Source organism: Rhodoferax sp. SPJ21 (assembly GCF_058216335.1).
Genome location: NZ_JBYZMO010000002.1, coordinates 418,236 through 440,669 on the forward strand (window position 1 = coordinate 418,236; position 22,434 = coordinate 440,669).

Here is a 22,434-nt window from a genome sequence, read left to right on the forward strand (position 1 = left end):
CCCTCTCCCGTGGGCGGGAGAGGGTTGGGGTGAGGGTGACTTCTGCGTCATGGATTGCCTGCCAGCAAGGCCTTGCGCATGGCCGGCTCGGAGGTTTGGGGCGACAGCCAGATGCCGAAGAACAGCGCGGCAAAGTTGCCGTCGCGGATTTCGCCGGTGGGCTGGCCATTGGTCAGGAAGCGCGCGGTTTGCGTCTGCGGCTCGTAGATGCCCAGGATGCGGTCGCCCTTCTTGACATCGGGGAAGGCTGCCTCCAGCTTTTGCTGCCAGGCTTGGGACTGCGCGTCGGGAATGCTGGCGCTGCGGCGCATCTCGTCTATCGAGCGGCGGGCGATGTCGGCGCGGCTGAAATCGCGCAAGTAGCGCAGCTCTAGGGCGAACGGCGTGTCGGCATAGCGCGCGGCCTGGAAGCCCGGCGCCACCCAGAGCTGGGCGTCGTACACCTCAAAGCCCCACACGCGCAGGCGCGTGCTGCCGCTGAGCGTGGCCTGCGGTACGGCCTGGGCCACCGGGGTGGGCAGGTCGGCTGCCCATATATTCAAGCAAAAAAGGCCTGTAGCGCAGGTAATACCTGCGCAGGTAGCTATTTTTTTAATAGCGTATATTGAATCAGATTGATATTGCCCTTGTCGAAGGCGGCTTCGCAGTAGGCCAGGTAGAACTCCCATAAGCGCATAAACCTTTCGTCAAAACCCAGTTGCAGCACCTCGCTGCGGGCGGCCAGAAACTTGTCGCGCCAGCGGCGCAGGGTTTCGGCGTAGTCGGGGCCGAAGGCGAACTCGTCCACCACCTCCAGCCCGGCTGCAGCGGCTTCGCGCTTGAATTCGCGCGGGCACGGCAGGCAGCCGCCGGGGAAGATGTACTGCTGGATGAAGTCGGTGCTGCTGATGTAGCGCTCGAACAGGCTGTCGTCGATGACGATGCTCTGGATGCAGGCGCGGCCACCGGGTTTCAGCAAACGGGCCACGGTCTGGAAGTAGGTGGGCCAGTATTCGCGGCCCACGGCTTCCACCATCTCGATGGAGCAGATGGCGTCAAACGGTGCGTCGGCGATGTCGCGGTAGTCCTGCAGGCGCAGGTCCGCCCGGCTGTCCACGCCCAGGCGTTGCACGCGCTGGTTGGCAAATGCCAGCTGCTCGGTGCTCAGCGTCACGCCGGTGACGCTGGCGTTGAATTCCACCGTGCCCATTTCGGCCAACGCGCCCCAGCCACAGCCGATTTCCAGCACGCGGTCGCCAGGCTGCACGTTGGCCATGCGCAGGGCGCGGCGCACCTTGGCGTTTTGCGCCAGGCGCAGCGGCTGGTCCAGCGCGCCTTCGAACCAGGCGGACGAGTAGTTCATGCTGTCGTCCAGCCACAGGCTGTAGAAGGCATTGCCCAGGTCGTAGTGGGCGTGGATGTTCTTCTGGCTATTCGCCTTGGTATTGCGGTTCAGCAAGTGCTTGATGCGGTACCACAGCCGGCCTATCCAGTGGCCGTACACCACGTCTTCGATCTCTTGCCGGTTGCAGATGAAGACGGTCAGCAGATCGGTCAGGTCCGGCGTGGTCCAGTCGCCGGCGATATAGGTTTCGGCCACGCCGATGTCGCCGGACTTGAGGGCCGCCGCGCAGACGTTCCAGTTCTTCAGCGTCATGGCTGCGGTAGGTGCGTCGCCGTGCTGCTGGTGGTTGCCGAAGACCTGCATGCTGCCGTCGGGCAGCTGCATGGTCAGGCTGCCGTGGCGCAGGCGCTGCAGCAGCTGCAAGGCGCTGCGGGCGGCGGCGGGCGCGTCGGAGGGAATGGCGAAGCGCGAAGCGGTGGTGCTGATGGGCATAGGCTCTATCTCGTCACAAAATCTTGGGGTGGCTGGGGCTTGCTGAAGAAGGGCACGCGCTGGCGCCACAGCTTGAAGGCTTGCCAGTGGATGCGGGCCATCACGCCCAGGGTCATGGCCGGGTAGCGCCACAGGGCGCGGCGCATGCTGGCGGGCGTGATGGGTTCCAGCGTGCCGCTGACGCTGGTTTCAATGAGTGCGCCCTGCGCGTCGTCGTAGTCCACCCGGGCCACGGTCTTGTCGCCCGCGCGCATGAAGCGGAAGCGGTAGCCGCCCTCCACCGGGCAGAACGGCGAGACGTGGAAGACCTTGTCGGCGGTTAACTCTTGGCCATAGCGCGGCTGGTCCAGCACATAGCAGTGGCGTTCGCCAAAGGTGTTGTTGACCTCGACCACGATGGCGCGCAAGGACCCATCGGCACGGTGGCAGTACCAGAAGCTCACCGGCTTGAAGGTGTAGCCAAACACACGCGGGTAGCAGTGCAGCCAGATTTCGCCGTCGGCGTCTGCAATGCCTTCGCGCTGCAGCAGGGCTTCGACCCATGCCAGCGCGCTGCCCTGGCCGTCGCCGTGGTCAGCGTCATAAAAGCTCAGAGCGGCGCGGCGGTTGATGGCCAGCTGTGTCCCGCCCAGCGAGCGCATGGGCAGCATTAAAAAATAGGTGGGGTAGGCAAACGCATGGCGTACCGGGCGCAGGCGCGTGTGGCGCACCTGGCCAAAGCCGATCAATGGTGCTGCCGCTGTGTTCATGCCCCCGCCTTGATCTGCTCGGCCACGGCCAGGCCGGCCTTCAGGCCGTCTTCATGGAAGCCGTAGCCCATCCAGGCGCCGCAGAAATAGGTGTGCTGCTGGCCTTGCAGCGCCGGCATGCGTTTTTGCGCCGCGATGGCGGCCAGGTCTAGTACCGGGTGTGCGTAATCAAAAGTGCCCATGACATGGGTACGCGCAATCTCGCGGATTGGATTCAAGGAAACCACCACCGGCTGTTGCCATGGCAAGGGCTGCAGCTTGTTCAGCCAGTAGTGCAGGCATACGCGGGATGACTCGGTCGCGGTGGCCGGCGCCCGCTCATAGTTCCAGGCGGCCCAGGCCACCGGGTTGCGCGGCAGCACCGAGGCGTCGGTGTGCAGCACCGCCTGGTTGGCGTGGTAATGGATGGCGCCCAGGGTGGCGGCCTCGGCCTGTGTGGGCTGGTCCAGCAGGGCCAGGGCCTGGTCGGAATGGGTGGCCAGCACCACCTTGTCGAAGCGCTCGCTGCGGCTGAAGCCGTGCTCCTGGCTGGCGATGAACACGCCATCAGGGCGGCGTTCAATGCGCTGCACGGGGCTGTGCAGGCGCTTGTCGGCAATGCGGGCCGTGATCTTGTCCACATAGTGGCGCGCGCCGCCGGTTACGGTCCACCACTGGGGCCGGTTCAGCACCTGCAGCAGGCCGTGGTTGTGGCAGAAGCGCACCATGGTGGCCACCGGGAACTGCAGCATCTGCTCTGTGGGGCAGCTCCAGATGCAGCCCATCATGGGCAGAAAGTACCAGTCGCGGAAGGCGCTGCCAAAGCGGTGCTGCGCCAGGAAGTCGCCCAGCGGTTGCGCCAGTGCGGCATCGTTATTGCCCAAAGCCAGCTGGGTGCAGAGCTTGTTAAAGCGCAGCAAATCGCGCAACATGCCCCAGAAGCGCGGGTTCCACAAGTTGCTGCGCTGGGCAAACACGCTAGAGAGGCTGCTGCCGCTCCATTCCAGGTGCTGCGGCCCGGGGATCTGGGCCGAGAAAGACATGTCGGTCTTGCTGGTGTCCACCTCCAGCTGCTGGAACAGCGCAATTAGGTTCGGGTAAGTGCGTTCGTTGAAGACGAGAAAGCCGGTGTCCACCCCATGCGTGACCGGCCCCTGGGGCGTGGGCAGAGTCAGGTCCACCGTGTGGGTATGGCCGCCAAAGTAGCTGCCCGCTTCGAAAAGGGTGATGTCGGCGTGGTCGCGCAGGGCATGGGCTACGGCTAGGCCGGAGATGCCGGAGCCGACGATGGCCAGTCGCATGCGCGCTGTCATGGTCGACCGCCAGCAACGAGGGTGAGGAAAGTGGCCGCGAAGCACCCCGGAGCGAACGAGGGAGTGAGGGAGGAGGAGAACCGCCCTGGGGCATCGTGTCCACGCACAAAACGCGGACGGCTTCGCTGCCAGTAAAAACAGGTTGCGCGCACAGTGGCAACACGGGTAGTGACAGCGGCTGGGGCTAAAAAGTTCCCCCAACCGCGAAGGGTTGGCGACACTACGGGAAATAGGACTGTGGATCGCATGGTGCGATAATATACCAATCAGTCACATTGTGACCAGTAAGTTATATTTAGGTCGTTACAGGTTTGTGTACTTGATGGTTTTGAGAATAAATGTCATCCGCACCACCTAGAATGAAACCAGCTACGAAGGACTGCCATGCTCTACCCTGAACTTTTCAAGCAACTCGAAGCCGTGCGTTGGAACATGGAAAAGGATGTTCCCTGGGCCGATTTCGACCCGGCGCTGCTGACCGAAGAGCAGGCCCAGACCATCAAGATGAACGCCATCACCGAATGGGCGGCATTGCCGGCCACCGAGATGTTCTTGCGCGACAACCAGGACGACAGCGACTTCTCGGCCTTCATGTCGATCTGGTTCTTTGAAGAGCAAAAGCATTCGCTGGTGCTGATGGAGTACCTTCGCCGCTTCCGCCCGGACCTGGTGCCCACCGAAGAAGAGCTGCACGATGTGCGCTTCGAGTTTGACCCAGCCCCTGCGCTCGAGACGCTCATGCTGCATTTCTGCGGCGAGATCCGCCTGAACCACTGGTACCGCCGCGCCAGCGAATGGCACTCCGAGCCTGTCATCAAGAACATCTACACCAAGCTCAGCCAGGACGAAGCCCGCCATGGCGGCGCCTACCTGCGCTATATGAAGCGCGCCATCGCCAATGTGGGCAACGAAGCCCGCACCGCCTTCACCAAGGTGGGTGTGCTGATGGCCAGCGCCCGCCGTACGGCCCAGGCCCTGCACCCGACCAATCTGCACGTGAACGAGAGCCTGTTCCCGCGCGACACCATCCAAAGCCGCGTGCCCAACCCCGAGTGGCTGGAGCACTGGCTGGACACGCAGATCAAGTTCGACGCTGTATGGGAAGGCAAGGTGGTGGACCGCATCCTGCACAACCTGAGCCTGCTGATGGACCGCAGCTTCAAAACCGTGCAAGAGCTGAACCGCTACCGCAAGGAAATCACCCGGGAACTGGCCGAAGCCACACCGCCGGTAGCACCGGCCTAGTGGGGCAATGCTGGCGCTGCTAGATCAGCGCTAGCAGCTTGTGCAGCTGCACTTGCACGCGCACGTCGCGGTGCAGCACATGGGCCACGATCTTGTAGCTGGGGATGTTGGTCTCGCGCACGATCAGCTCGCCGGTGGGCATGCCTTCGCGGTTGACCAGCACGGCCACGCGGGGGGCCGTGGTGTTGGCGCTGCGGCGTATGACGGCGGCAATTTCTCCATTTGCCAGGCGCACAAAGACCCCTGGTGAGTACACGCCCACGGCCTTGATGATGGCCGCGCCGGCCTCGTCCACGTTCTTTTCTTCGTCGTAATAGCAGGCCTGCATGGCCGTGGCGGGAGGTATCGACTCGCGCCCTACGCGGGGCGACAGCCGGGCGATAAAGGCATCGGCACGCTGGATCAGCCGGGACATGCGCAGGGCCACGGTCTTGGCGTCCAGCGGGCCGGGGGCGCGGTCATGGTGGTGGCGCACGGCCAGCAGCCAGTCTTCGCTGTCCACGCCCAGGGCCAGCAGCATGGTGAAGGCGCGCTGCGGGTGCTGCTCCACGGCCTCTATCTGTTGCGCCGTCATGGCTTGGTTCTGCACCGTCAACTGGTCCTGCAGCGCGGTCATGGCGATGTTCATGGTCAGCGCGGCCCGGCCCAGCGTGGCGTCTTGCTCAGGCGGCCAGTTCAGCACATCGCGTGCGGCCATGCTGCACACCACGTACACCAGCATGGCGTGGGTGGCGCTGTACATGTGCACCTCGGTGGCGGCCAGGTGCATCAGTGCGCACAGGGTGGCGTCGGGGTGCTGCTGCACCAGGTTGTGCAGCTCGTTGTACAGCTTGTCCAGCCGGGGCAGGAAGTTTTCGGCCTGCGGGTCGCGCAGCAAGTTGTTGGCGCGTAGCTGCAGCGCCGTCCAGTCCGGGATGCCCGAGGCTTCGGTGGCCGTGACCGGCGCCAGGTCGTCGGCGCCCAGCTTCATTTCAGCGATGTCGCCCAGCGTGGAGTCGGTGCGCACCATGTCGTACAGCTTGCCCACATAGGCCCGGTGGTTGTCGGCCGCGTCCACGTCTACGCACAGGGTCATGCCGCGTGAAGTCCAGTAGGTGATCTCCTCGCGGCTGGTAATGGTGTAGCCCTTGTTGGCCAGCAGCACGCCGTTTTCGTTGCGCAGGGTGAATGGCAGCGGCTGCCCCAGGCGTAGGGTGCTGAGGTTGACGGGGATGAGGTTCATGGTGTCGATGCCTGGGTGTGCAGGGTCAAATCAGCTCCAGCAGCTGCTCCATGGGCACAGCGGTGCGCACATCGCGCCGCGCCACGTGGCCGGTGATTTTGTAGCTGGACTGCTGGGTGTCGCGCACGATCCATTCGCCGGTAGGGAAGCCCTGCCGGTTGATCAGTACCGCGACCTGCGGTGTGGTGTTGTGGATGCCGCGCCGGATCACGGCCGCAATCTCCTGGCTGGCCAGCCGGACCAGGGTGCCCGGTGCGTAAAGGCCCACCGTCTGCACCAGGGCGGCACCGGTTTCATCGGACTGCGTGGCCGCTAACGGTGGCAGGCATAGCCGGCCCAGGCGCGGCGACAGGCGCGCTGCATAGATGTCGGCGCGCTGTATCAGGCGGGCGATGTGCAGTGCCTCGCTGGCCGGCGGGCCGGGCGTGCGGTCGTGGTGGTGGCGCACGGCCAGCAGCCACTGTTCGTCGGTCACGCCCATGTTGCGCAGCATGGCGCAGGAGCGTTCGGCATGCTGTTCCACTGCTTCCATCTGGGCCACGCTCAATGGTTTGGTTTGCAGCACCAGGTCGTCCTGCAGCGCCGACATGCTGATGTTCATGGTCAACGCGGCCTTGCCCAGGGTGGCATCGCATTTGGGCGACCAGTTCAGTGTTTCGCTGGCGGCCAGGCTGCTCACCACGTAGACCAGCATGGCATGGGTGGCGCTGTAGTTGCGCATCTCGGTGGCCGAGAGATAGATCAGTGCAAACAGCGTGGCATCGGGATAGTGCTGCACCAGCCCGTGCAGCTCCTGGTAGAGCTGCTCCAGCTGCGGCAGGAACTGCGTGCTCTGGGTGTCGCGCAACAAGGCATGGGCTTTTTGCTGCAGTGCAGTCCAGTCTGGCAGATCGGATGGGGAGGGCGACATGGTGGCAAGGATTATCTATTCAGCTATCGACAAATCAACCATGTTCTAAGCAGGTTCTGAGCCTGCTAGCATTTGACCATGACGTCAACGCTTGCTGCACCCGCTTTCCTGCAAAAAATATGCTCCCGTGCGGATGCAGCGGCCCATCTGGCCCGCCTGCCCCGCCCCTGGGTGTTTACCAATGGGGTGTTCGACATCCTGCACCGTGGCCACGCCACCTACCTGGCCCAGGCCCGATCGCTGGGCGGCAGCCTGGTGGTGGCGCTGAACAGCGACGCCTCGGCGCGCCGCCTGGGCAAGGGCCCGGACCGCCCGCTGAATCTTGAGGCCGACCGCGCCGTGATGATGGCCGCGCTGGAGTCCGTCAGCCTGGTCACCTGGTTCGATGAAAACACCCCGCTGGAGCTGATCACCGAGCTGCGCCCCGACATCCTGGTCAAGGGCGGCGACTACGACATGCAAAAGCTGGCCGAGACCGCCGTGGTGCAAGCCTATGGCGGCACGGCGCTGGCCATACCCTTTGTAGACGGCTATTCCACCACTGCACTGGTGCGCAAGATCAAGCAGCCGCATGGCGGCTGAACCGCTGCTGCAACGCGTCTGGCAGACGCTGCGTAACGACACATTTCTGCAGATATTGCTGCTGGCCCTGGTGGGCCTGAGCTGCGCCACCCGCACGCCGCTGCGTGCCTACCCCACCCTGGTGGACTGGCCCACCATCGCCGCCCTCACCGGCCTGCTGGCGCTGACCAAGGGCGTGGAAAGCAGCGGCGCGCTGTACCGCCTGGGCCACTGGCTGGTCGGCTACATGACCAGCGAGCGCGCTGCCGCCCTGTGCCTGGTGACAGCCGCCGCCGTGCTGTCCACCGTGCTGACCAACGACGTGGCGCTGTTCGTCATCGTGCCGCTGACGCTGGGCATCTGCCGCATCACTCCGCTGCCCACCACGCGCCTGGTGGTGTTCGAGGCGCTGGCCGTCAACGCCGGCTCGGCACTCACACCCATCGGCAATCCGCAAAACCTGTTCCTGTGGCAGCTGTCGGGCAGCTCCTTTGGTCAGTTTCTCTGGCACATGTTGCCGCTGGTGGGCATTTTGATGTTGCTGCTGTGGGCAGTCACGGCGCTGGCCTTCTCGGGCCGCGCGCTAAAGACCAGCGACCCCGAGTCCGGGCACGCGCTCAGCCGTCCGCTGCTGGCCGTGTCGCTGCTGCTGTACCCGGTGTTCCTGGTGCTGACCGACCTGCACTACGCACCCTGGGCACTGCTGGCCGTGCTGGTGTGCCTGGGCCTGCTGCGCTGGCGCGTGCTGGCGCAGATCGACTGGGGGCTGCTATTGGTGTTCGTGCTGATGTTTATCGACCTGCGCCTGCTGGCCGGGCTGGATGTTGTGCAGCACGCCCTCGCCGGCTGGGGGCTGCAGCAGCCCATGCACCTTTTCTGGGCCGGCATTGCCGCCTCGCAGGTGGTCAGCAATGTGCCGGCGGCCATTGCCCTGGCCGAGTTTTCCAAGGACTGGAAGGTGCTGGCCTACGCCGTCAACATCGGCGGCTTTGGCCTGATGGTGGGCTCGCTGGCCAACCTGATCGCCCTGCGCATGGCACCCGACAAACGCGCCTGGGTCCACTTCCATGTGTGGTCCATCCCTTTCCTGGCGGCGGGTGCGGCCTTGGGCTGGGTGCTGCTGTTTGCTATTTAAATAGTAGCTGCTGACGCAGGTAAAGTATGCGCTAGAGGCATATTAGGCTGGTAAATAAATTACCTGGCCAAGGTGCCCCTGGCATCACCCACGCGCAAAGGCGGCCGCCCGCTGGAACAGCGCGTCGTCGGGCCGGACGCCGGTGTAAAGCACGAACTGCTCCACCGCCTGGATCGCAAAAACCTCGGCACCGGTGATGGTCTTCTTGCCGTGCGCCCGCGCCGATTGGACCAGCGGCGTCTCCGCAGGCAGGGCCACCACGTCGAACACCACCTGTGCCGCCTGGATCGCTGCGGCACTGAACGACAGGGCTTGGGCATCGACGCCGCCCGCCATGCCTACCGGCGTGACGTTGACCAGCAGCTCGGCCTGCACCTGCTCCATATCGGGCCGCCATGGGTAGCCGTACAGTCCGGCCAGCTGCCGGCCCTGGGCTTCATTGCGGGCCACCACATAGCCGTTCTTGAAACCCGCGTCTTTCAGGGCGCAGGTCACCGCCTTGGCCATGCCCCCGCTGCCGCGCACCGCAAAAGCCAGATCGCTGGAGACCTGGTGTTGGGCCAAGAGCTTGGCGATGGCGATGTAGTCCGTGTTGTAGGCCTTGAGATGGCCATCGGTGTTGACAATGGTGTTGACGGAACGGATGGCCGTGGCCGATGCATCCAGCTCGTCCAGCATGGGAATGCAGGCTTCCTTGAACGGCATGGAGACCGCGCAGCCGCGAACGCCCAGCGCCCGCACGCCCCCTATCGCCGCCGCCAGGTCGGTGGTGGTGAAGGCCTTGTAGATGTAGTCCAGGCCCAAGGCCTCGTACAAGAAATTGTGGAAGCGGGTGCCAAAATTGCTCGGGCGTGCCGCAAGCGACATGCACAGTGTGGTGTCTTTGGTGATCTGTCTTGTCATGGTTCCATGTCCATTCGGTTACCTGGTCTGAGCCCTCAGTTCGATGATCGATGCTGGTGGCGGCGAAGTTCTTCTGTCGGCGTTACGTCCCTGGCGATGGCATGGCACTGGGCCTGGCCGGCCCGGCACACGCATCCTGGTGCTGGCGCGGCATTCAGCGGGGCTGGGTGGGCCCCGCAGCACAGCGCGTCAGGCCTGCGGCGACTCCAGCCGCGTGCCTATGCCATACAGCGCCAGCAGGCCCAGCACATGGCCAATCGCAACGCCTGGCTCGCCCGACTCCACGCGGGCAATGGTCTGCACGTGCACACCCAGGCGGGCTGCCGCTGCCGCCTGCCCTTCGCCTGCGGCCACGCGGGCCAGCTTGGCTGCGGCGCCCATGTCCTTGATGGCCTGCACCGCGTCGTTGCTTATGTGGGGAGAGATTCGTTTGCCTTGGGTCATGGCTGGATTGTCTACCTAGGCGAACTTCCGCTTCCAGCGGCAACCGAAAGTGGCATGTGGTCACTAGCTGCTGAAAGGGCCACAAACCATCATCCTTGAGCGACTGGTTTGGAGCTGTGAATCCAGTCAACTTAGTCTTGATGCACTCGGCGTACCCACATTGGATAGACCTTCTTCAAGCGCGTAGCGTGGTCAGCAGCGTGACCAGTTCGTGCAGGGCGGTAAAGGGTGCGGGATCGGTGTAGGCATTGAACTGCGTTGCCAGTGCCTGCGCCCGTTGCGTCGCTGTTTCCAACCGACTGCGGGTGGTTGCAAACGCGCCGCCTGCGCCTTTGTCATAGCCGGGGATGTGCTGCTTCAAACGATGCATCACCGCATTGCGGTGCATTGGTGCCTGAATATCCTCGTAGTGCAGCAACAACCACAGCTCGAAGCTGGGAATGGAGGCGATGGCCTTGAAGCTGATGGGCTGCCTGTCGTCATTGCGCAGCTTGCCATCCAGCGACTGGGCCACATTCAGGGCGTTGACATAGCTGACGTGGTCGTCGCGGTCAAACACGGCATAGACCTGGTCGAAGCTTTTGGCGCGAATGCCTTTGCGCAGATCACCTTCTTCAAACAGTTGCTGGGCATAACGCACCACCTGGATGGGCGCGGTGCCCAGCTGACCCGGCTGTACTTCCACATTGGCGGAATGCAGATGGTGCGCGGCGCGGATCTCCTCCAGATACAGCGGTTCGGTTTTGCTGCCCTCGGTCACGATGAGTATGCGGGCGTAACTGGCACGCTGCGACGCCTTGGTAGCCTTGCGGCGCAACTGCCGATCTTTCGCCTGGTTGTCGCGCCCCATCAGCGCGAAACTCCCAAAGCCTGGCTGCGCAAGAGGGGCAGCGCACCGTAGCGTCCCTGCAAATAGCCACGCTCCAGCGCTTCGTTCTTGCGAGGGCTGAAGTCGAGCAGCGGATACAGCGACGAGCTTTGGTCCGGGCGCTTTTCAACAAACCAGACCTGATCGCGCCGGAACAGGCCGTACGCATCGAGCAGCGAGGTGTCGTGCGTGGTGAAGACGAGTTGAGCACTACCGGTGTTGGCTTCAGGCCGGTGAAACAAGCGCACCAGAGCCTGCACTAGCAGCGTGTGCAGGCTGGTATCGAGCTCATCCACCACCAGGGTTAGTCCCTTGTTCAGGATGTCCAGGATGGGCCCGGTGAGGAACAAGAGGTTGCGGGTACCACTGGATTCGTCCAGCAGGTCGAAAACGGCCTTGCCGTGCTCGGTGACGTGGTGAAACCTCACTTCGTCCACGGCCTGCTCACCGGCTGTCTCCTCGCGTTTTCCAGTGGCGAGGTCGAAATTGATGGTGTGCACCATGGCCTGCTTGGTGGCGACTTCAATTTCGGCAATGCTGATGTCGGCGGCACGCAGGAACTCGCAAATAGCTTTGCGCTGCGGCTCCTGCTTGAGCATTTGCATCGAAAACTGCGGAGACAGCGGCGACTGCTCGTTGATGATCACAAGACGATTTGCGAACCAGTCAAACACCGGACGCAATGCATCGCTGTTGAGTTGCACAGCCACGGACAGAAACAAGGCATTAGGTCGGGTCGCACCCTCCCACAGGTTCTTGGCACCCTTCAGGTTAGAACCAAACTCATACACATCCTTGCCGCTCTCGGCATCGAAGTGGCGCTCAAACCAACGTTGCGGCTTGAACGCCTTGTAGACCAAAAGTTGTTCGCTCACGATGCGTTGCGCATCCATGGCAAACCCATACTGGTAGCGCACACCGGCCAGGATAAAGGTGACTTCGAATGCGGTGGGCTGGCTGCCCGATGTGGCGTCCAGCTTGAAGGGCTGGAGCCGGTCAAAGGCCTGCCCCGGCTGTAGAGCGGCCGACTCCAGCACCACCCCGCGCATGAATTGCAGCGCCTTGATGAGGTTGGACTTGCCACTGGCGTTGGCACCGTACACCACCGCACTCTTGAGTAAATGCGGTGCCGCCTTCAGTCCGGTACCAAAGGCATGGGTGTCCAACAAGGTCTTGTCGGTGGAGGCCACCAGACTGAGCACCTGCTCGTCGCGCAGGCTGCGAAAGTTCTTGGTGCGGAACTCGACCAGCATTGTGTTTATCCAGATGAGAGTAAAAATATACTCACATTATGACTTGATAAAGCAAATTATCAATTTATTATGGACTTCACATGGAGGTTTTGGCAGGGAAAGCTCATCGAGCCTAAAAATGAAAAGTACGTGGGCTATGGGGGAGATCGCATCCAGGATTTTGATGAGACCGCCCTTACACCATCTACGCTAGATGCTATATTAAAAATAGCAAACGCAGTGCCCGCCACAGCCTCCACCCTGGGGCGTTATTCCATTTCCAGATCAATACGAGATTAGGCGCGAAGCCGCAGACAGTGGTTTGCCACGGCAAGGCGAAGCAGCGACATAGTCGGATTGATCTGGAGCTGGAATCAGGCGCCGGGCACGAACACCATGGCGATGCTGACCCACACGCCAAAGCTGAAGTACGGCGTCAGCCACAGTGCGTCGGCCTTCCATGCGGCCCAGTTGCCGCTGGGCACACGGCGCTGCCAGGCGTCGCGCGCGCCCTGGTCCAGGCGCATATAGGCCAGCCCGTGGGCGCGGCCATGCTGGTAGCGGCGCCAGTACATCGGCACGTCCACGCACAGCACATAGGCCACGAAAGACAGCGCGCCCACGATGCCGGCGATGGCCAGTGCCTGCACCCAGCCGCCGCTGCCCAAGGCCACGGCGCCCAGCAGCGCCGCCATCCACGAAAAGCCCGCCGCCCACAGCGAGGACTCGACCGCCTGGGTAATGTGGTTCAGCGTCAGCACGCTGTGCCAGCAGAAACCCTGGGCCACCATCATGAACACAGGTATCGCCCACGCGGCCATCTGCACCCACGGCAGGCCGGCATGCACGCCCAGCTGGTGCACCAGTAGCCCCAGCTGCAGCGCAAAGCAGATCTCGGCCACCGTGGCTGCGGACCGGCCCAGGAAAATGCTGGACAAGCGCGTGTCCACCACCACCAGCCGCTCCAGGTCCACCCGGGGCAGCACCGAGCGGTAGGCGCACACCAGCACGTACACGCCCGACAAGGCCAGCTGCAGCCCCGCGTAGATCCCGCTGCCCGGCCCCATGTGCAGCACGGCCAGCCACAGGCATACATTCAGCACAGCAATGGCGCATAACGCTCGCCACCAGGACAGGACCCCTATATCGGCTTCGATGGGGACTAGCGAAAAATTGTGGCGGCTTGATGACATGGACCCAGGGTAACCGGGAGGGGGTTGAGGAGGCAAGCGGCTTTGTCTATGGCCGCAGTTCATTCAACTGGCCTGCAGCGCAGATTCGCTACCTACGAGTGCTGCCATGGAGGTAGAAAATCCAACCGCCTGGATCTAGTCTGCACCGGTTGTTGAAGGCGGTGGTTGATCCGTGGCATATGTTTGCGGAGCGAGTTCAGATGCCAAAGCAGTGCCATCGAATAGCCTGAGACCTCCAGATCAGGCCATCTAGTTCAAGCTCTGCTATGTACGCAGCGTCAGGGATGCCAGTGCTAACTAGACATTGGGCGCAAGCATATGTAACATTTGTCGAGGAGCCTTAGAAAGAACTTACGGCCTGCATCGGGTCGATTGAAAACAATGTTAGGTGGATTGCCTACGTTTTCCCGCTAGCTCTCTATGTGCCTCTGGCGCTTAATGAGTTTCTAAGGCTCCTCCTTTATGACCAATCTTGAAAAACTTAGAGCCTGCAAGTCGGTAGCAAGTCTGGCTGTTGTACTTGGATATAGCCCTACTGCCTTAAGTTATTTGCTTTACAAGCAACGCCCCGATAATAGCTATCAGCAATTCCAGATTTCTAAAAAATCTGGGGGATATCGGGATATTTCAGCTCCTGAAAATAAACTGAAAAGCCTTCAAAAAAGACTTTCCATTATCCTAAATCACTGTCTTGGTGAGATCGATGGAGTCGGTGTCTCTCCGTCACATGGATTCAAGAGCGGGAAATCCATATTTACAAATGCAGCTCGGCACACCCGTAGAAGATACGTCTTCAATTGTGATCTAAAGGATTTTTTTCCATCTCTACATTTTGGCCGTATCAAAGGATATCTAATTGCAAGCGACCACTTTAAGCTACATCCCGAGGTTGCTCACGCGTTAGCAAATATAGTTTGTTATAAGGGTTGCTTGCCTCAAGGTGCTCCAACGTCTCCTGTTGTATCAAATCTGTTAGGTCGGATGCTCGACTTTCATTTGGTACGAATTGCGAAGAGAGATGGGCTGACATATACAAGATATGCAGATGATCTAACATTTTCCAGTAATAAGAGATTGTTTCCTACTTCAATTGCTGAAAATAAAGGATTGGATGAGTGGATAGTAGGAAAGGACTTGCAAAAAATTGTTACGCAATGTGGTTTTGTCATTAATCCGGCTAAAACACGTATGCAATACAAATCATCTCGGCAAGAGGTCACGGGCGTCGTTGTAAACAGAAAACCATCTATTCCGGTTGAGCGGCGCAGATGGGCTCGTAGTGCTGTACACGAACTTCTTTCAAAAGGTAATTTCTACGAACCTATACCTAAGTCTTTTGTCGGACCACCTCAGAAAGATCGGCCCGCCGGATCAGTAAAAAGATTGAATGGTTTACTTTCTTATATTTATAGCTCTCACCGCCACAATCGGAAAACCTACTTAATTTCCCAGGACCTTGAAAGTAAAGTAGCGTCTGCGTCTTCCGTTTCACTTCATTCAGACGAAGTTGTTTATAGAAATTTCTTGTATCACTCACACTTTCAGCATGGTGAACTTCCCCTTTTATTGTGTGAGGGAAAGACGGATAACGTTTATATAAAAAATGCTATCTCGGCAAATGCGGGAATTTTTTCAAAATTATATTCACCGACTTCTAACAAAACTTTGGTGAGGTTTCATTCGCATTCGAAAATTAGCAGTCGCGTGCTTGCGCTTAATGGCGGAACTTCCGATTTGATTAATGCGATTCATCTTTATCTTAAAGGCTGCCGATCATATTTGAAGCAAAAACCGACCACACCTCTTATAGTCGTTGTGGATTCCGACTCTGCGGGAAGAAGCGTAAAGAGTAGTTTGAAGTCTGGCACGCCCATCGGTGGAAGTGTGCTTTTTGTAGCTCCAAATGTTTACGTGACAATGGTACCTGGAAATAATTTGGTAATTGAGAATCTTTTTCCAAAAACGTTATTGAATACAAAGGTAAGTGGAAGGTCATTTTCCCTAAGTAACTCTTATGATTCACAAAAAGAGTACGGGAAAATGACATTTATAAAACATGTCTTGCCGAATGCAACAAATGTGGATTACGTACAATTTCGCCCACTACTGCAAGATATAGAGCTGGCAGTAACTCATTTCGAAAAACTTTGAGAGCTTGGCCATTTGCATTGGATGTTCTTTATCTAAACCGGTTTGTTTTCTTCCAGTTCATAGCGCGTCTTGGCCAACTGAATGCCCCCTTGGAAGCTGACTTTGTTGAATATTTTTATGTCAACGCATCGTCAACTCTATAGCGAGTAAGTGGCTCTACGGTATTGCTGCGTAACGTGTGCAAGTCGTTGATATAGCTGCATATAGCGGATAAAGAAGCCTTTCGCAACGGATTGAAAATCCTCCGGCATCAGGGGGAGCTCCTGTTTGCTGGCGTTGAAAGTACCAGCTATTGAGCCGCTAATTGTTTTGACGGTACTCGGTTTGAATCGGACGCAGCCTCGGCCGATACGCAAACCTACCGCAAATGCCCCGCCACTCTCTTCTCCAACAACGCCACCAGCTCCGGCTGCATGAACTGGTAGTTGTCCGGAATATCCAGACACACCACTTTTTTGCCGGATAAGTGCCGCTTGAACCGCTGGGCCAGTTGCGTGCGGTGCCGCTTCTCCATCACGCAGATGATGTCGGCCCAATCGACCTGGTCTGCGCTCAGCGGGCAGTTTGCGTCGGGCGCCAGGCCGGCGGAGTCTGTTTCTATGCCGGGTATGGTGGAGAAGACCTGCTCTGCCTTGGGGTGCGCAGTCTGTTGCGGCTGCAGATGAAGAGTACGCGTGGCATGGCTGGCGCTGTATCCCAGGTTTAAACAAAAAAGCCCGCCAGCGCAGGTAATACCTGCGCTAGCAGCTCTTATTACGATAACAACTGCGTCTGTGGTGCCGGTGGCAACTGGGTGGGTGGTGCCGGCGGCTCGGCCGGTTTGCCACGCAGCTTGCGGCCCATGCGCTTGAACCAATGCTCCAAATCGTCGATGTAGGTGAACACCGCCGGCACCACCAGCAAACTTAGCACCGTGGAGGTGATGAGGCCGCCTATCACGGCCACCGACATGGGGCTGCGGAAGCTGCTGTCGGCGGCGCCCCAGCCCAGGGCGATGGGCAGCATGCCGGCGCCCATGGCTAGCGTGGTCATGATGATGGGGCGGGCGCGTTTGTGGCAGGCGTCTAGCAGGGCTTCTATGCGGGACATTCCAGCGACGGCCGGCCGGCCATCGTGTGCCGGTTGGCCTCGTCGGGCCACGATGGCGTATTCGACCAGCAGGATGGAGTTTTTGGTGGCGATGCCCATCAGCATGATGAGGCCGATGAGCGAGGGCATGGAGAAGCTCTTTTGTGCGATCAGTAGACCCACGAAGGCGCCGCCCAGCGACAGTGGCAGCGCGCACAGAATCGTCACCGGGTGCAGGAAGTCCTTGAACAGCAGCACCAGCACGATGTAGATGCACAGCACGCCGGTCAGCATGGCCAGGCCGAAGCTGGCGAACAGCTCGCCCATCACTTCCGCATCGCCCACGGCCACCACCTGCACACCCGGCGGTAGCTGCTGGATGGAGGGCAGCTTGGCGACTGCGGCGGTGACGTCGCCCAGCGGCAGGCCGGACAGCTCGATCTCGAAGTTGACGTTGCGCGTGCGGTCGTAGCGGCTGATGACGGCCGGGCCGCCGGTGGTCTGCAGCGTGGCGACCTGGCCTAGCATCACCGGGCCTTTGCTGCCGGGCACGGCCAGGCGTTCCAACACGGCCAGGTCTTTGCGCGCGGCGTCATCCAGCTTCACCAGGATGGGCACCTGGCGCTGCGACAGGTTGAGCTTGGGCAGGGAGGTGTCGTAGTCGCCCACCGTGGCGATGCGCAGGGTTTCGCCGATGGCGTTGCTGGTGACGCCCAGGTCGGCGGCACGCGCAAAGTCGGGGCGCACGGCGATTTCCGGGCGTATCAGGCTGGCGGTGGAGGCCACGCTGCCCAGGCCGGGGATGGTGCGCAAATCCTTGCCCACGGCCATGGCCGCGTCTTGCAAGGCCACCGGGTCTTCGCCGCTGAGCACCAGCACGTACTTCTCGCCCGAGCCGCCCAGGCCCACCTTGCTGCGCACGCCGGGCAGGGCCTCCAGTGCGGTACGCATGCGGTTTTCAATCACCTGTTTGCGGGGGCGTTCGCCGCGCGGGGTCAGGGTGATGGTGAGCGAGGCCTTGCGGGTTTCGGCGGTGCCGGCGGGCGCAAACGGGTCGCCGCCCACGCTGCCGCCGCCTACCGTGGTGTAGATGCTTTTAACCGTGTCCAGCTGGGCCAGCAGCAGGCGCGCCTGCTCGGCCACGCTGCTGGTTTGCGCCAGCGTGGAGCCGGGTGGCAGCTCCAGCGTGACCTGGGTTTGCGAGTTGTCGTCGGGCGGGATGAAGCCTGTGGGCAGCAGCGGGATCAGCATCACCGAGCCGATGAAAAACAGCGTGGCGCCCAGCATGGTCAGCACCCGGTGCTTCAGGCACCAGGCGGCCCAGCGCATGTAGACGCGCAGCCAGCCGGGTTCCTTCGCGGCAGTGACGATGGGCTTCAGCATGTAGGCCGACATCATCGGCGTCAGCACCCGGGCTACCACCAGCGAGGCCACCACGGCCAGCGCCGCGGTCCAGCCAAACTGCTTGAAGAACTTGCCGGCAATGCCGCTCATGAAGGCCGTGGGCAGGAACACCGCCACCAGGGTGAAGGTGGTGGCGACGACGGCCAGGCCGATCTCGTCTGCCGCCTCCATGGCCGCCTGGTAGGGCGTCTTGCCCATGCGCAGATGGCGCACGATGTTCTCCACCTCGACGATGGCGTCGTCCACCAGAATGCCCACCACCAGCGACAGCGCCAGCAGCGTGATCACGTTGACCGAGAAGCCCAGCCAGGCCATGCCGATGAAGGCCGGTATCACCGACAGCGGCAGCGCCACGGCCGACACAAAGGTGGCGCGCCAGTCGCGCAAGAAAAGCCACACCACCACCACGGCGAGGATGGCGCCCTCGTACAGCAAATGCATGGAGCCGGTGTATTCCTCTTGCACCGGGGCCACGAAGTTGAAGGACTCGGTGAGCGTGATGTCGGGGTGCTGGGTCTTGAGTTCTTCCAGCGCCTTCTCTACCGCTGCACCGACGGACACCTCGCTCTCGCCTCGGCTGCGCGAGACTTCAAAGCCCACCACCGGCTTGCCGTTGAGCAAGGCGGCAGAGCGTTGCTCGGCGGTGGTGTCGCTCACTGTCGCCACCTGGTCCAGGCGGATGCGGCGGCCGTCGCTCAGCGCCAGCTGCAGCTGGCCTAGCTCCTGGGCGGTTTGTACCGTGGCCAGGGTGCGCACGGGTTGTTCGCCACTGCCCAGGTCGGCACGGCCGCCGGCGCTGTCCAGCTGCACCAAGCGCAGCTGGCGCGAGATGTCGGCAGCGGTGGCGCCCAGGGCCTGCAGTTTCAGCGGGTCCAGCGACACACGCACCTCGCGCGTCACGCCGCCCACGCGGCTCACCGCACCCACGCCGCGCACGGCCAGCAGCTTGCGGGTGACGTCGTTATCGACGAACCAGGACAGGGCCTCGCCGTCCATCTTCGGGCTGGTGATGGTGAAGGCCAGCACCGGCTGGGCCGCCATGTCCATCTTGGCGACGATGGGGTCGCGCACATCGGCGGGCAGGTCGCTGCGCACCGTGGCCACGGCGGAGCGCACATCGTCCACCGCTTCTTGCACCGGCTTCTCTAGCCGGAACTCGGCCGTGACGACCACGCCACCATCCTTCACCGAGGTGTAGATGTGCTTCAGCCCCTGCACGGTGGCGATGGAGTTCTCGATCTTGCGGGCCACCTCGGTTTCCAGTTGCGCCGGCGCGGCGCCGGGCAGGGACGCGGTGACGGTGACCGTGGGCAGATCGATGTCGGGGAAGTTCTGCACCTTCATGGCGTTGAAGGACAGCAGGCCGGCAAAGGTCAGCATCACGAAGAGCATGACCGCCGGAATGGGGTTTTTGATGGACCAGGCGGAGACATTCATGGCGTTGCACCCTCACCCCAACCCTCTCCCGCACGGCGGGAGAGGGGGCAAGACAGAACATCCAGGGCGGGGGCGATGCGGCCCCTTGACTGGCTCCCTCGCCCCTCCGGGGAGAGGGTGGGGGTGAGGGGCGGGCGGGCATCAGCTATCTTTAGATACGGCATATTTGCTCCTTATTTGCTAGCTGCTTGCGCAGGTACTACCTGCGCTGGAGCCGTATTTTGTTTGGAGGGTTCGAGTACCCGCACCAGGTCGCCGTCGTTCAGGAAGCCGGCGCCGCTGGCCACCAGTTGTACGTCGGGCGGCAGCGGGCTCAGCACTTCGACCCGGTCGCCGATTTGCCGGCCGGTCTGCACCTTGATCTGCGTCACGCGCTTGTCGGCGTTCAGCCGGTAGACATAGCTGAAGGCATCGCGCACCACCACGGTGGTTTGCGGCACGGTCAGCGCGTTGGTCTGGCCCAGCTCGAACGCGCCCTTGGCGAACATGCCGGCTTTCAGGGCGTTGCCTGCGGGCAGGTCCACATAGACCAGGCCGGCGCGGGTTTGCGTATCCACCGTGGGGGCCACCATGCGCACCTTGCCTTTGACCGGCGTGCCGTTGGCCGTGCTGACCTGCACGTTGGTGCCCACGCGTATGCGTTCCAGCTCGCTGGCGGTGACCTCGGCGCGCCACTCCAGCCGGCCCTGGCGCACCATGCGGAACAGCTCGGTGCCGCTGCCCAGCACCGCGCCCACGGTGGCGCTGCGGGCGCTGATGACGCCGCTGTCGGGCGCCAGCACGGTGGTGTTTTTCATGCGCTGCTGCTGCACTGCCACCGTGGCCTTGGCGGCCTCGACGCGGGCCTTGGCGACCTGCTCGGTGGTCAGGTACTGGTTGATTTGCTGCTCGCTCAGGGCGCCGGTGCTTTGCAGGGTGCGGGCGCGGGCGGCGTTGCCACTGGCGTCCAGCGCATTGGCCTGGGCCTCCAGCAGATTGGCGCGGGCCTGGGCCAGGTCGGCCTGCACGCTCTCAGACGCAAAGGTGGCCAGCACCTGGCCGGCACGCACCACGTCGCCCACATTGGCGCGCACCTCCAGCAGGCGCAGGCCGGCGGCCTCGCTACCGATGCTGGCCTCCTGCCAGGCGGCGACGTTGCCGTTGGCGCTGAGCTGCAGCGGCCAGGCCAGCGCTTGCGGCTGCACGGTGGTGACGCTGAGGGCCGGCTTGGGCTGGGCCTGGGTCTTGTCATCTGCAGCTTGCGAATTTAAAGAAAAAAGGCCTGCAGCGCAGATATACAGTGCGCAAGCAGCTGCGAAAACGATAGCGTTAGGTTTGAAAGTCATGCTGTGTGTCCAGGGGCGTGTCAGGGCTATTGCGCAGTGTTTGCGGTGCTGGCGGTGGTGTTGGCATCGGGGCCAGCCCAGCCGCCGCCTACGGCGCGGTACAGGGAGATCCAGGCCAGCAGGCGCTCGCGCTGCAGGGCGATGACGTTGGTGTCGGCGGCCAGGGCGTTGCGGCGCGCGTCTTCGAGTTCGGGCAGGCTGGCCAGGCCGGCTTTGTAGCGCGCCTGGGTGGCTTCGTACGACGCTTGGTAGCCGGCGGCGGCGGTCTGGGTGTCGGCCATGCGCTCGTCGCTGCTGCGCAGGTTGACCAGCGATTCCTCCACCTCGCGCACGGCCTGGCGCACCTTGGCCTGGTACAGGGCCACGGCCTCGGTGTAGCGGGCCTGGGCGGCGTCGATATTGGCGCTGCGCACGCCGCCATCCAATAGCGGCAGCGACAGGCTCAGCGGGCCGATGGACCAGGTGTTCATGTCCACATTGCCGCCGCCGGTGCGGTAGCTCAGGGCGCCGATGTTGCCGCTGAGTCCCAGGCGCGGGTAGCGCTGGCCCTGGGCGTTGCCCACGTCGAAGCTGGCGGCGGCCACGTCGCGCTCGGCGCTGAATACATCGGGCCGCTGGGCCAGTGCCTGGGCCGGGATGGATGCTATGGAAAACAGAGCTATCTGCGCAGACGGTGCGTGCGCTGCAGCCAGTTTTTGTGCCAAGTCCGCCTCGGGCAGCGCGGTCAGCGCCACCATGGCTTTCAGGTACAGGTCGCACTGCGTGAGCTGCTGGTTGAGGCGGTTATTTGCCTCGGCGGCGCTGGCGCGGGCCAGTGCGTCCACCGCCGGGGCGGTGAAGCCGGCGCGGGTGCTTAAGGTTGAGAGGCGGGCCGTCTCCTGGCGCGAGCGGGCGTCTTCACCGGCCAGGCCACGCAACAGGGCGCAGGCGCGCACGTTAACGTACTGGTTGGCCACCTCGGCGGCCACCGAGACGCGGGCGTCATGCCACAGCGCCTGGGCGCCCTGCTGGCGCGCCTGGGCGGCGTTCAACGCGGCGCGTTGGGTGCCAAACAGGTCGATCTCCCAGGCCGCCTGCAGCCCGCCTTGCAGCGTGGTGGCGACGGGTGTAGCGGGTTGTGAAATGCCCCGGCTGGCGCTGGCCGACGCGTCCAGCGTGGGGCCCAGCGCAGCGCCCGCGCCCACGGCAGTGGCGCGCGCCTGGCTGATGCGCGAAGCGGCCGAGGCCACCGTGGGGCTGGCGTTTTGCGCGGCTTCAATCAACTGCACCAGCAGCGGGTCGTCCAGCCGCTGCCACCAGCTGGCCAGGTCGCCCATGTCGCCGTGGTGGGGCACATTGGAGGGCAGTGGCGCCTGCCACTGCGCGGGGGCCAGCGCTGCAGCGCTGGGGGCCGGTAGCGGTGCACTGGCGCAGGCCGCCAGACACAGCGGCAGAGCACACAAAAGAAACCAACGGGGCACATGCATGCAGAAAGCTCCT

At 62.3% G+C, this 22,434-nt stretch carries 18 protein-coding genes and 1 pseudogene; 4 read left to right on the forward strand and 15 right to left on the reverse strand.

The annotated features are described in order from the left end of the window. Window positions 1-47 precede the first annotated feature (47 nt). The 4 genes from AC4BBN_RS09795 to AC4BBN_RS09810 are packed head-to-tail and all read right to left on the reverse strand — an operon-like array spanning window position 48 to window position 3,845. Complete coding sequence (locus AC4BBN_RS09795; protein WP_490591801.1) at window positions 48-542, reverse strand: chalcone isomerase family protein; 495 nt, start codon at window positions 540-542, stop codon at window positions 48-50. Window positions 543-583: 41 nt separating this feature from the next. Continuing rightward, window positions 584-1,816 carry a class I SAM-dependent methyltransferase gene (locus AC4BBN_RS09800; protein WP_490591802.1) on the reverse strand — a complete coding sequence of 411 codons (1,233 nt, stop codon included), beginning with the start codon at window positions 1,814-1,816 and terminating at the stop codon, window positions 584-586. A gap of 5 nt (window positions 1,817-1,821) precedes the next feature. After that, window positions 1,822-2,565 carry a DUF1365 domain-containing protein gene (locus AC4BBN_RS09805; protein ID WP_490591803.1) on the reverse strand — a complete coding sequence of 248 codons (744 nt, stop codon included), beginning with the start codon at window positions 2,563-2,565 and terminating at the stop codon, window positions 1,822-1,824. Continuing rightward, complete coding sequence (locus AC4BBN_RS09810; protein WP_490592848.1) at window positions 2,562-3,845, reverse strand: NAD(P)/FAD-dependent oxidoreductase; 1,284 nt, start codon at window positions 3,843-3,845, stop codon at window positions 2,562-2,564. The genes AC4BBN_RS09805 and AC4BBN_RS09810 overlap by 4 nt, the downstream gene beginning before the upstream one ends. Before the next feature lie 396 nt (window positions 3,846-4,241). Here AC4BBN_RS09810 and AC4BBN_RS09815 point away from each other — a divergent pair, with 396 nt between their 5' ends. After that, on the forward strand, window positions 4,242-5,102 hold the full coding sequence (locus tag AC4BBN_RS09815; RefSeq protein WP_490591804.1) for a ferritin family protein: 861 nt from the start codon (window positions 4,242-4,244) through the stop codon (window positions 5,100-5,102). 19 nt (window positions 5,103-5,121) lie between these two features. Here AC4BBN_RS09815 and AC4BBN_RS09820 read toward each other — a convergent pair whose 3' ends face one another. Next, complete coding sequence (locus tag AC4BBN_RS09820) at window positions 5,122-6,324, reverse strand: HD-GYP domain-containing protein (RefSeq protein WP_490591805.1); 1,203 nt, start codon at window positions 6,322-6,324, stop codon at window positions 5,122-5,124. Window positions 6,325-6,349: 25 nt separating this feature from the next. Continuing rightward, window positions 6,350-7,234: an HD-GYP domain-containing protein gene (locus AC4BBN_RS09825; protein WP_490591806.1), complete on the reverse strand. Its 885-nt coding sequence runs from the start codon at window positions 7,232-7,234 to the stop codon at window positions 6,350-6,352. A 78-nt stretch (window positions 7,235-7,312) separates the two neighbouring features. Between AC4BBN_RS09825 and rfaE2 the strand changes: the two genes are divergently transcribed. Continuing rightward, the gene (gene rfaE2 / locus AC4BBN_RS09830) at window positions 7,313-7,816 is read left to right on the forward strand and encodes a D-glycero-beta-D-manno-heptose 1-phosphate adenylyltransferase (RefSeq protein WP_490591807.1); all 504 of its coding nucleotides are present in this window, start codon (window positions 7,313-7,315) and stop codon (window positions 7,814-7,816) included. Next, on the forward strand, window positions 7,806-8,930 hold the full coding sequence (locus AC4BBN_RS09835) for an SLC13 family permease (protein ID WP_490591808.1): 1,125 nt from the start codon (window positions 7,806-7,808) through the stop codon (window positions 8,928-8,930). The genes rfaE2 and AC4BBN_RS09835 overlap by 11 nt, the downstream gene beginning before the upstream one ends. 84 nt (window positions 8,931-9,014) lie before the next feature. Here AC4BBN_RS09835 and AC4BBN_RS09840 read toward each other — a convergent pair whose 3' ends face one another. The 5 genes from AC4BBN_RS09840 to AC4BBN_RS09860 all read right to left on the reverse strand — a co-directional run bounded on the left by AC4BBN_RS09840 (window position 9,015) and on the right by AC4BBN_RS09860 (window position 13,570). Next, window positions 9,015-9,833: a shikimate 5-dehydrogenase gene (locus AC4BBN_RS09840; protein ID WP_490591809.1), complete on the reverse strand. Its 819-nt coding sequence runs from the start codon at window positions 9,831-9,833 to the stop codon at window positions 9,015-9,017. Window positions 9,834-10,022: 189 nt separating this feature from the next. Beyond that, entirely contained in the window at window positions 10,023-10,277 is a 255-nt protein-coding gene (locus tag AC4BBN_RS09845; RefSeq protein WP_490591810.1) for a helix-turn-helix domain-containing protein, read from the reverse strand. Between the two features lie 175 nt (window positions 10,278-10,452). Continuing rightward, window positions 10,453-11,127: an RloB family protein gene (locus AC4BBN_RS09850; RefSeq protein ID WP_490591811.1), complete on the reverse strand. Its 675-nt coding sequence runs from the start codon at window positions 11,125-11,127 to the stop codon at window positions 10,453-10,455. After that, the gene (locus AC4BBN_RS09855; RefSeq protein ID WP_490591812.1) at window positions 11,127-12,398 is read right to left on the reverse strand and encodes an AAA family ATPase; all 1,272 of its coding nucleotides are present in this window, start codon (window positions 12,396-12,398) and stop codon (window positions 11,127-11,129) included. Before AC4BBN_RS09855 ends, AC4BBN_RS09850 begins: the two co-directional genes overlap by 1 nt. A 353-nt stretch (window positions 12,399-12,751) precedes the next feature. After that, on the reverse strand, window positions 12,752-13,570 hold the full coding sequence (locus tag AC4BBN_RS09860) for a hypothetical protein (RefSeq protein WP_490591813.1): 819 nt from the start codon (window positions 13,568-13,570) through the stop codon (window positions 12,752-12,754). Window positions 13,571-14,032: 462 nt separating this feature from the next. Between AC4BBN_RS09860 and AC4BBN_RS09865 the strand changes: the two genes are divergently transcribed. After that, the gene (locus AC4BBN_RS09865; RefSeq protein WP_490591814.1) at window positions 14,033-15,721 is read left to right on the forward strand and encodes a retron Ec67 family RNA-directed DNA polymerase/endonuclease; all 1,689 of its coding nucleotides are present in this window, start codon (window positions 14,033-14,035) and stop codon (window positions 15,719-15,721) included. Between the two features lie 358 nt (window positions 15,722-16,079). Here the strand turns inward: AC4BBN_RS09865 and AC4BBN_RS09870 are convergent. From AC4BBN_RS09870 to AC4BBN_RS09885, 4 genes and pseudogenes are all read right to left on the reverse strand, one after another. Further along, window positions 16,080-16,402 (reverse strand): annotated as a pseudogene (locus AC4BBN_RS09870) (low molecular weight protein tyrosine phosphatase family protein). Between the two features lie 72 nt (window positions 16,403-16,474). Further along, a complete protein-coding gene (locus AC4BBN_RS09875) occupies window positions 16,475-19,630 on the reverse strand; it encodes an efflux RND transporter permease subunit (RefSeq protein WP_490591815.1) in 3,156 nt (1,051 codons plus the stop codon). Between the two features lie 173 nt (window positions 19,631-19,803). Next, window positions 19,804-20,955 (reverse strand): efflux RND transporter periplasmic adaptor subunit, encoded by a 1,152-nt coding sequence (locus AC4BBN_RS09880; RefSeq protein ID WP_490591816.1) that lies wholly within the window; start codon window positions 20,953-20,955, stop codon window positions 19,804-19,806. 26 nt (window positions 20,956-20,981) lie between these two features. Continuing rightward, window positions 20,982-22,421, reverse strand: coding sequence for an efflux transporter outer membrane subunit (locus AC4BBN_RS09885; protein WP_490591817.1), 1,440 nt, complete (start codon window positions 22,419-22,421; stop codon window positions 20,982-20,984). Window positions 22,422-22,434 lie beyond the last annotated feature (13 nt).

Bases quoted from the DNA above. Each gene is read 5' to 3' on its own strand.
- AC4BBN_RS09800 (WP_490591802.1), bottom strand. From the start codon at position 1,816: ATGCCCATCAGCACCACCGCTTCGCGCTTCGCCATTCCCTCCGACGCG.
- AC4BBN_RS09805 (WP_490591803.1), bottom strand. From the start codon at position 2,565: ATGAACACAGCGGCAGCACCATTGATCGGCTTTGGCCAGGTGCGCCAC.
- AC4BBN_RS09810 (WP_490592848.1), bottom strand. From the start codon at position 3,845: ATGCGACTGGCCATCGTCGGCTCCGGCATCTCCGGCCTAGCCGTAGCC.
- AC4BBN_RS09815 (WP_490591804.1), top strand. From the start codon at position 4,242: ATGCTCTACCCTGAACTTTTCAAGCAACTCGAAGCCGTGCGTTGGAAC.
- AC4BBN_RS09820 (WP_490591805.1), bottom strand. From the start codon at position 6,324: ATGAACCTCATCCCCGTCAACCTCAGCACCCTACGCCTGGGGCAGCCG.
- AC4BBN_RS09825 (WP_490591806.1), bottom strand. From the start codon at position 7,234: ATGTCGCCCTCCCCATCCGATCTGCCAGACTGGACTGCACTGCAGCAA.
- rfaE2 (WP_490591807.1), top strand. From the start codon at position 7,313: ATGACGTCAACGCTTGCTGCACCCGCTTTCCTGCAAAAAATATGCTCC.
- AC4BBN_RS09835 (WP_490591808.1), top strand. From the start codon at position 7,806: ATGGCGGCTGAACCGCTGCTGCAACGCGTCTGGCAGACGCTGCGTAAC.
- AC4BBN_RS09840 (WP_490591809.1), bottom strand. From the start codon at position 9,833: ATGACAAGACAGATCACCAAAGACACCACACTGTGCATGTCGCTTGCG.
- AC4BBN_RS09845 (WP_490591810.1), bottom strand. From the start codon at position 10,277: ATGACCCAAGGCAAACGAATCTCTCCCCACATAAGCAACGACGCGGTG.
- AC4BBN_RS09850 (WP_490591811.1), bottom strand. From the start codon at position 11,127: ATGGGGCGCGACAACCAGGCGAAAGATCGGCAGTTGCGCCGCAAGGCT.
- AC4BBN_RS09855 (WP_490591812.1), bottom strand. From the start codon at position 12,398: ATGCTGGTCGAGTTCCGCACCAAGAACTTTCGCAGCCTGCGCGACGAG.
- AC4BBN_RS09860 (WP_490591813.1), bottom strand. From the start codon at position 13,570: ATGTCATCAAGCCGCCACAATTTTTCGCTAGTCCCCATCGAAGCCGAT.
- AC4BBN_RS09865 (WP_490591814.1), top strand. From the start codon at position 14,033: ATGACCAATCTTGAAAAACTTAGAGCCTGCAAGTCGGTAGCAAGTCTG.
- AC4BBN_RS09875 (WP_490591815.1), bottom strand. From the start codon at position 19,630: ATGAATGTCTCCGCCTGGTCCATCAAAAACCCCATTCCGGCGGTCATG.
- AC4BBN_RS09880 (WP_490591816.1), bottom strand. From the start codon at position 20,955: ATGACTTTCAAACCTAACGCTATCGTTTTCGCAGCTGCTTGCGCACTG.
- AC4BBN_RS09885 (WP_490591817.1), bottom strand. From the start codon at position 22,421: ATGCATGTGCCCCGTTGGTTTCTTTTGTGTGCTCTGCCGCTGTGTCTG.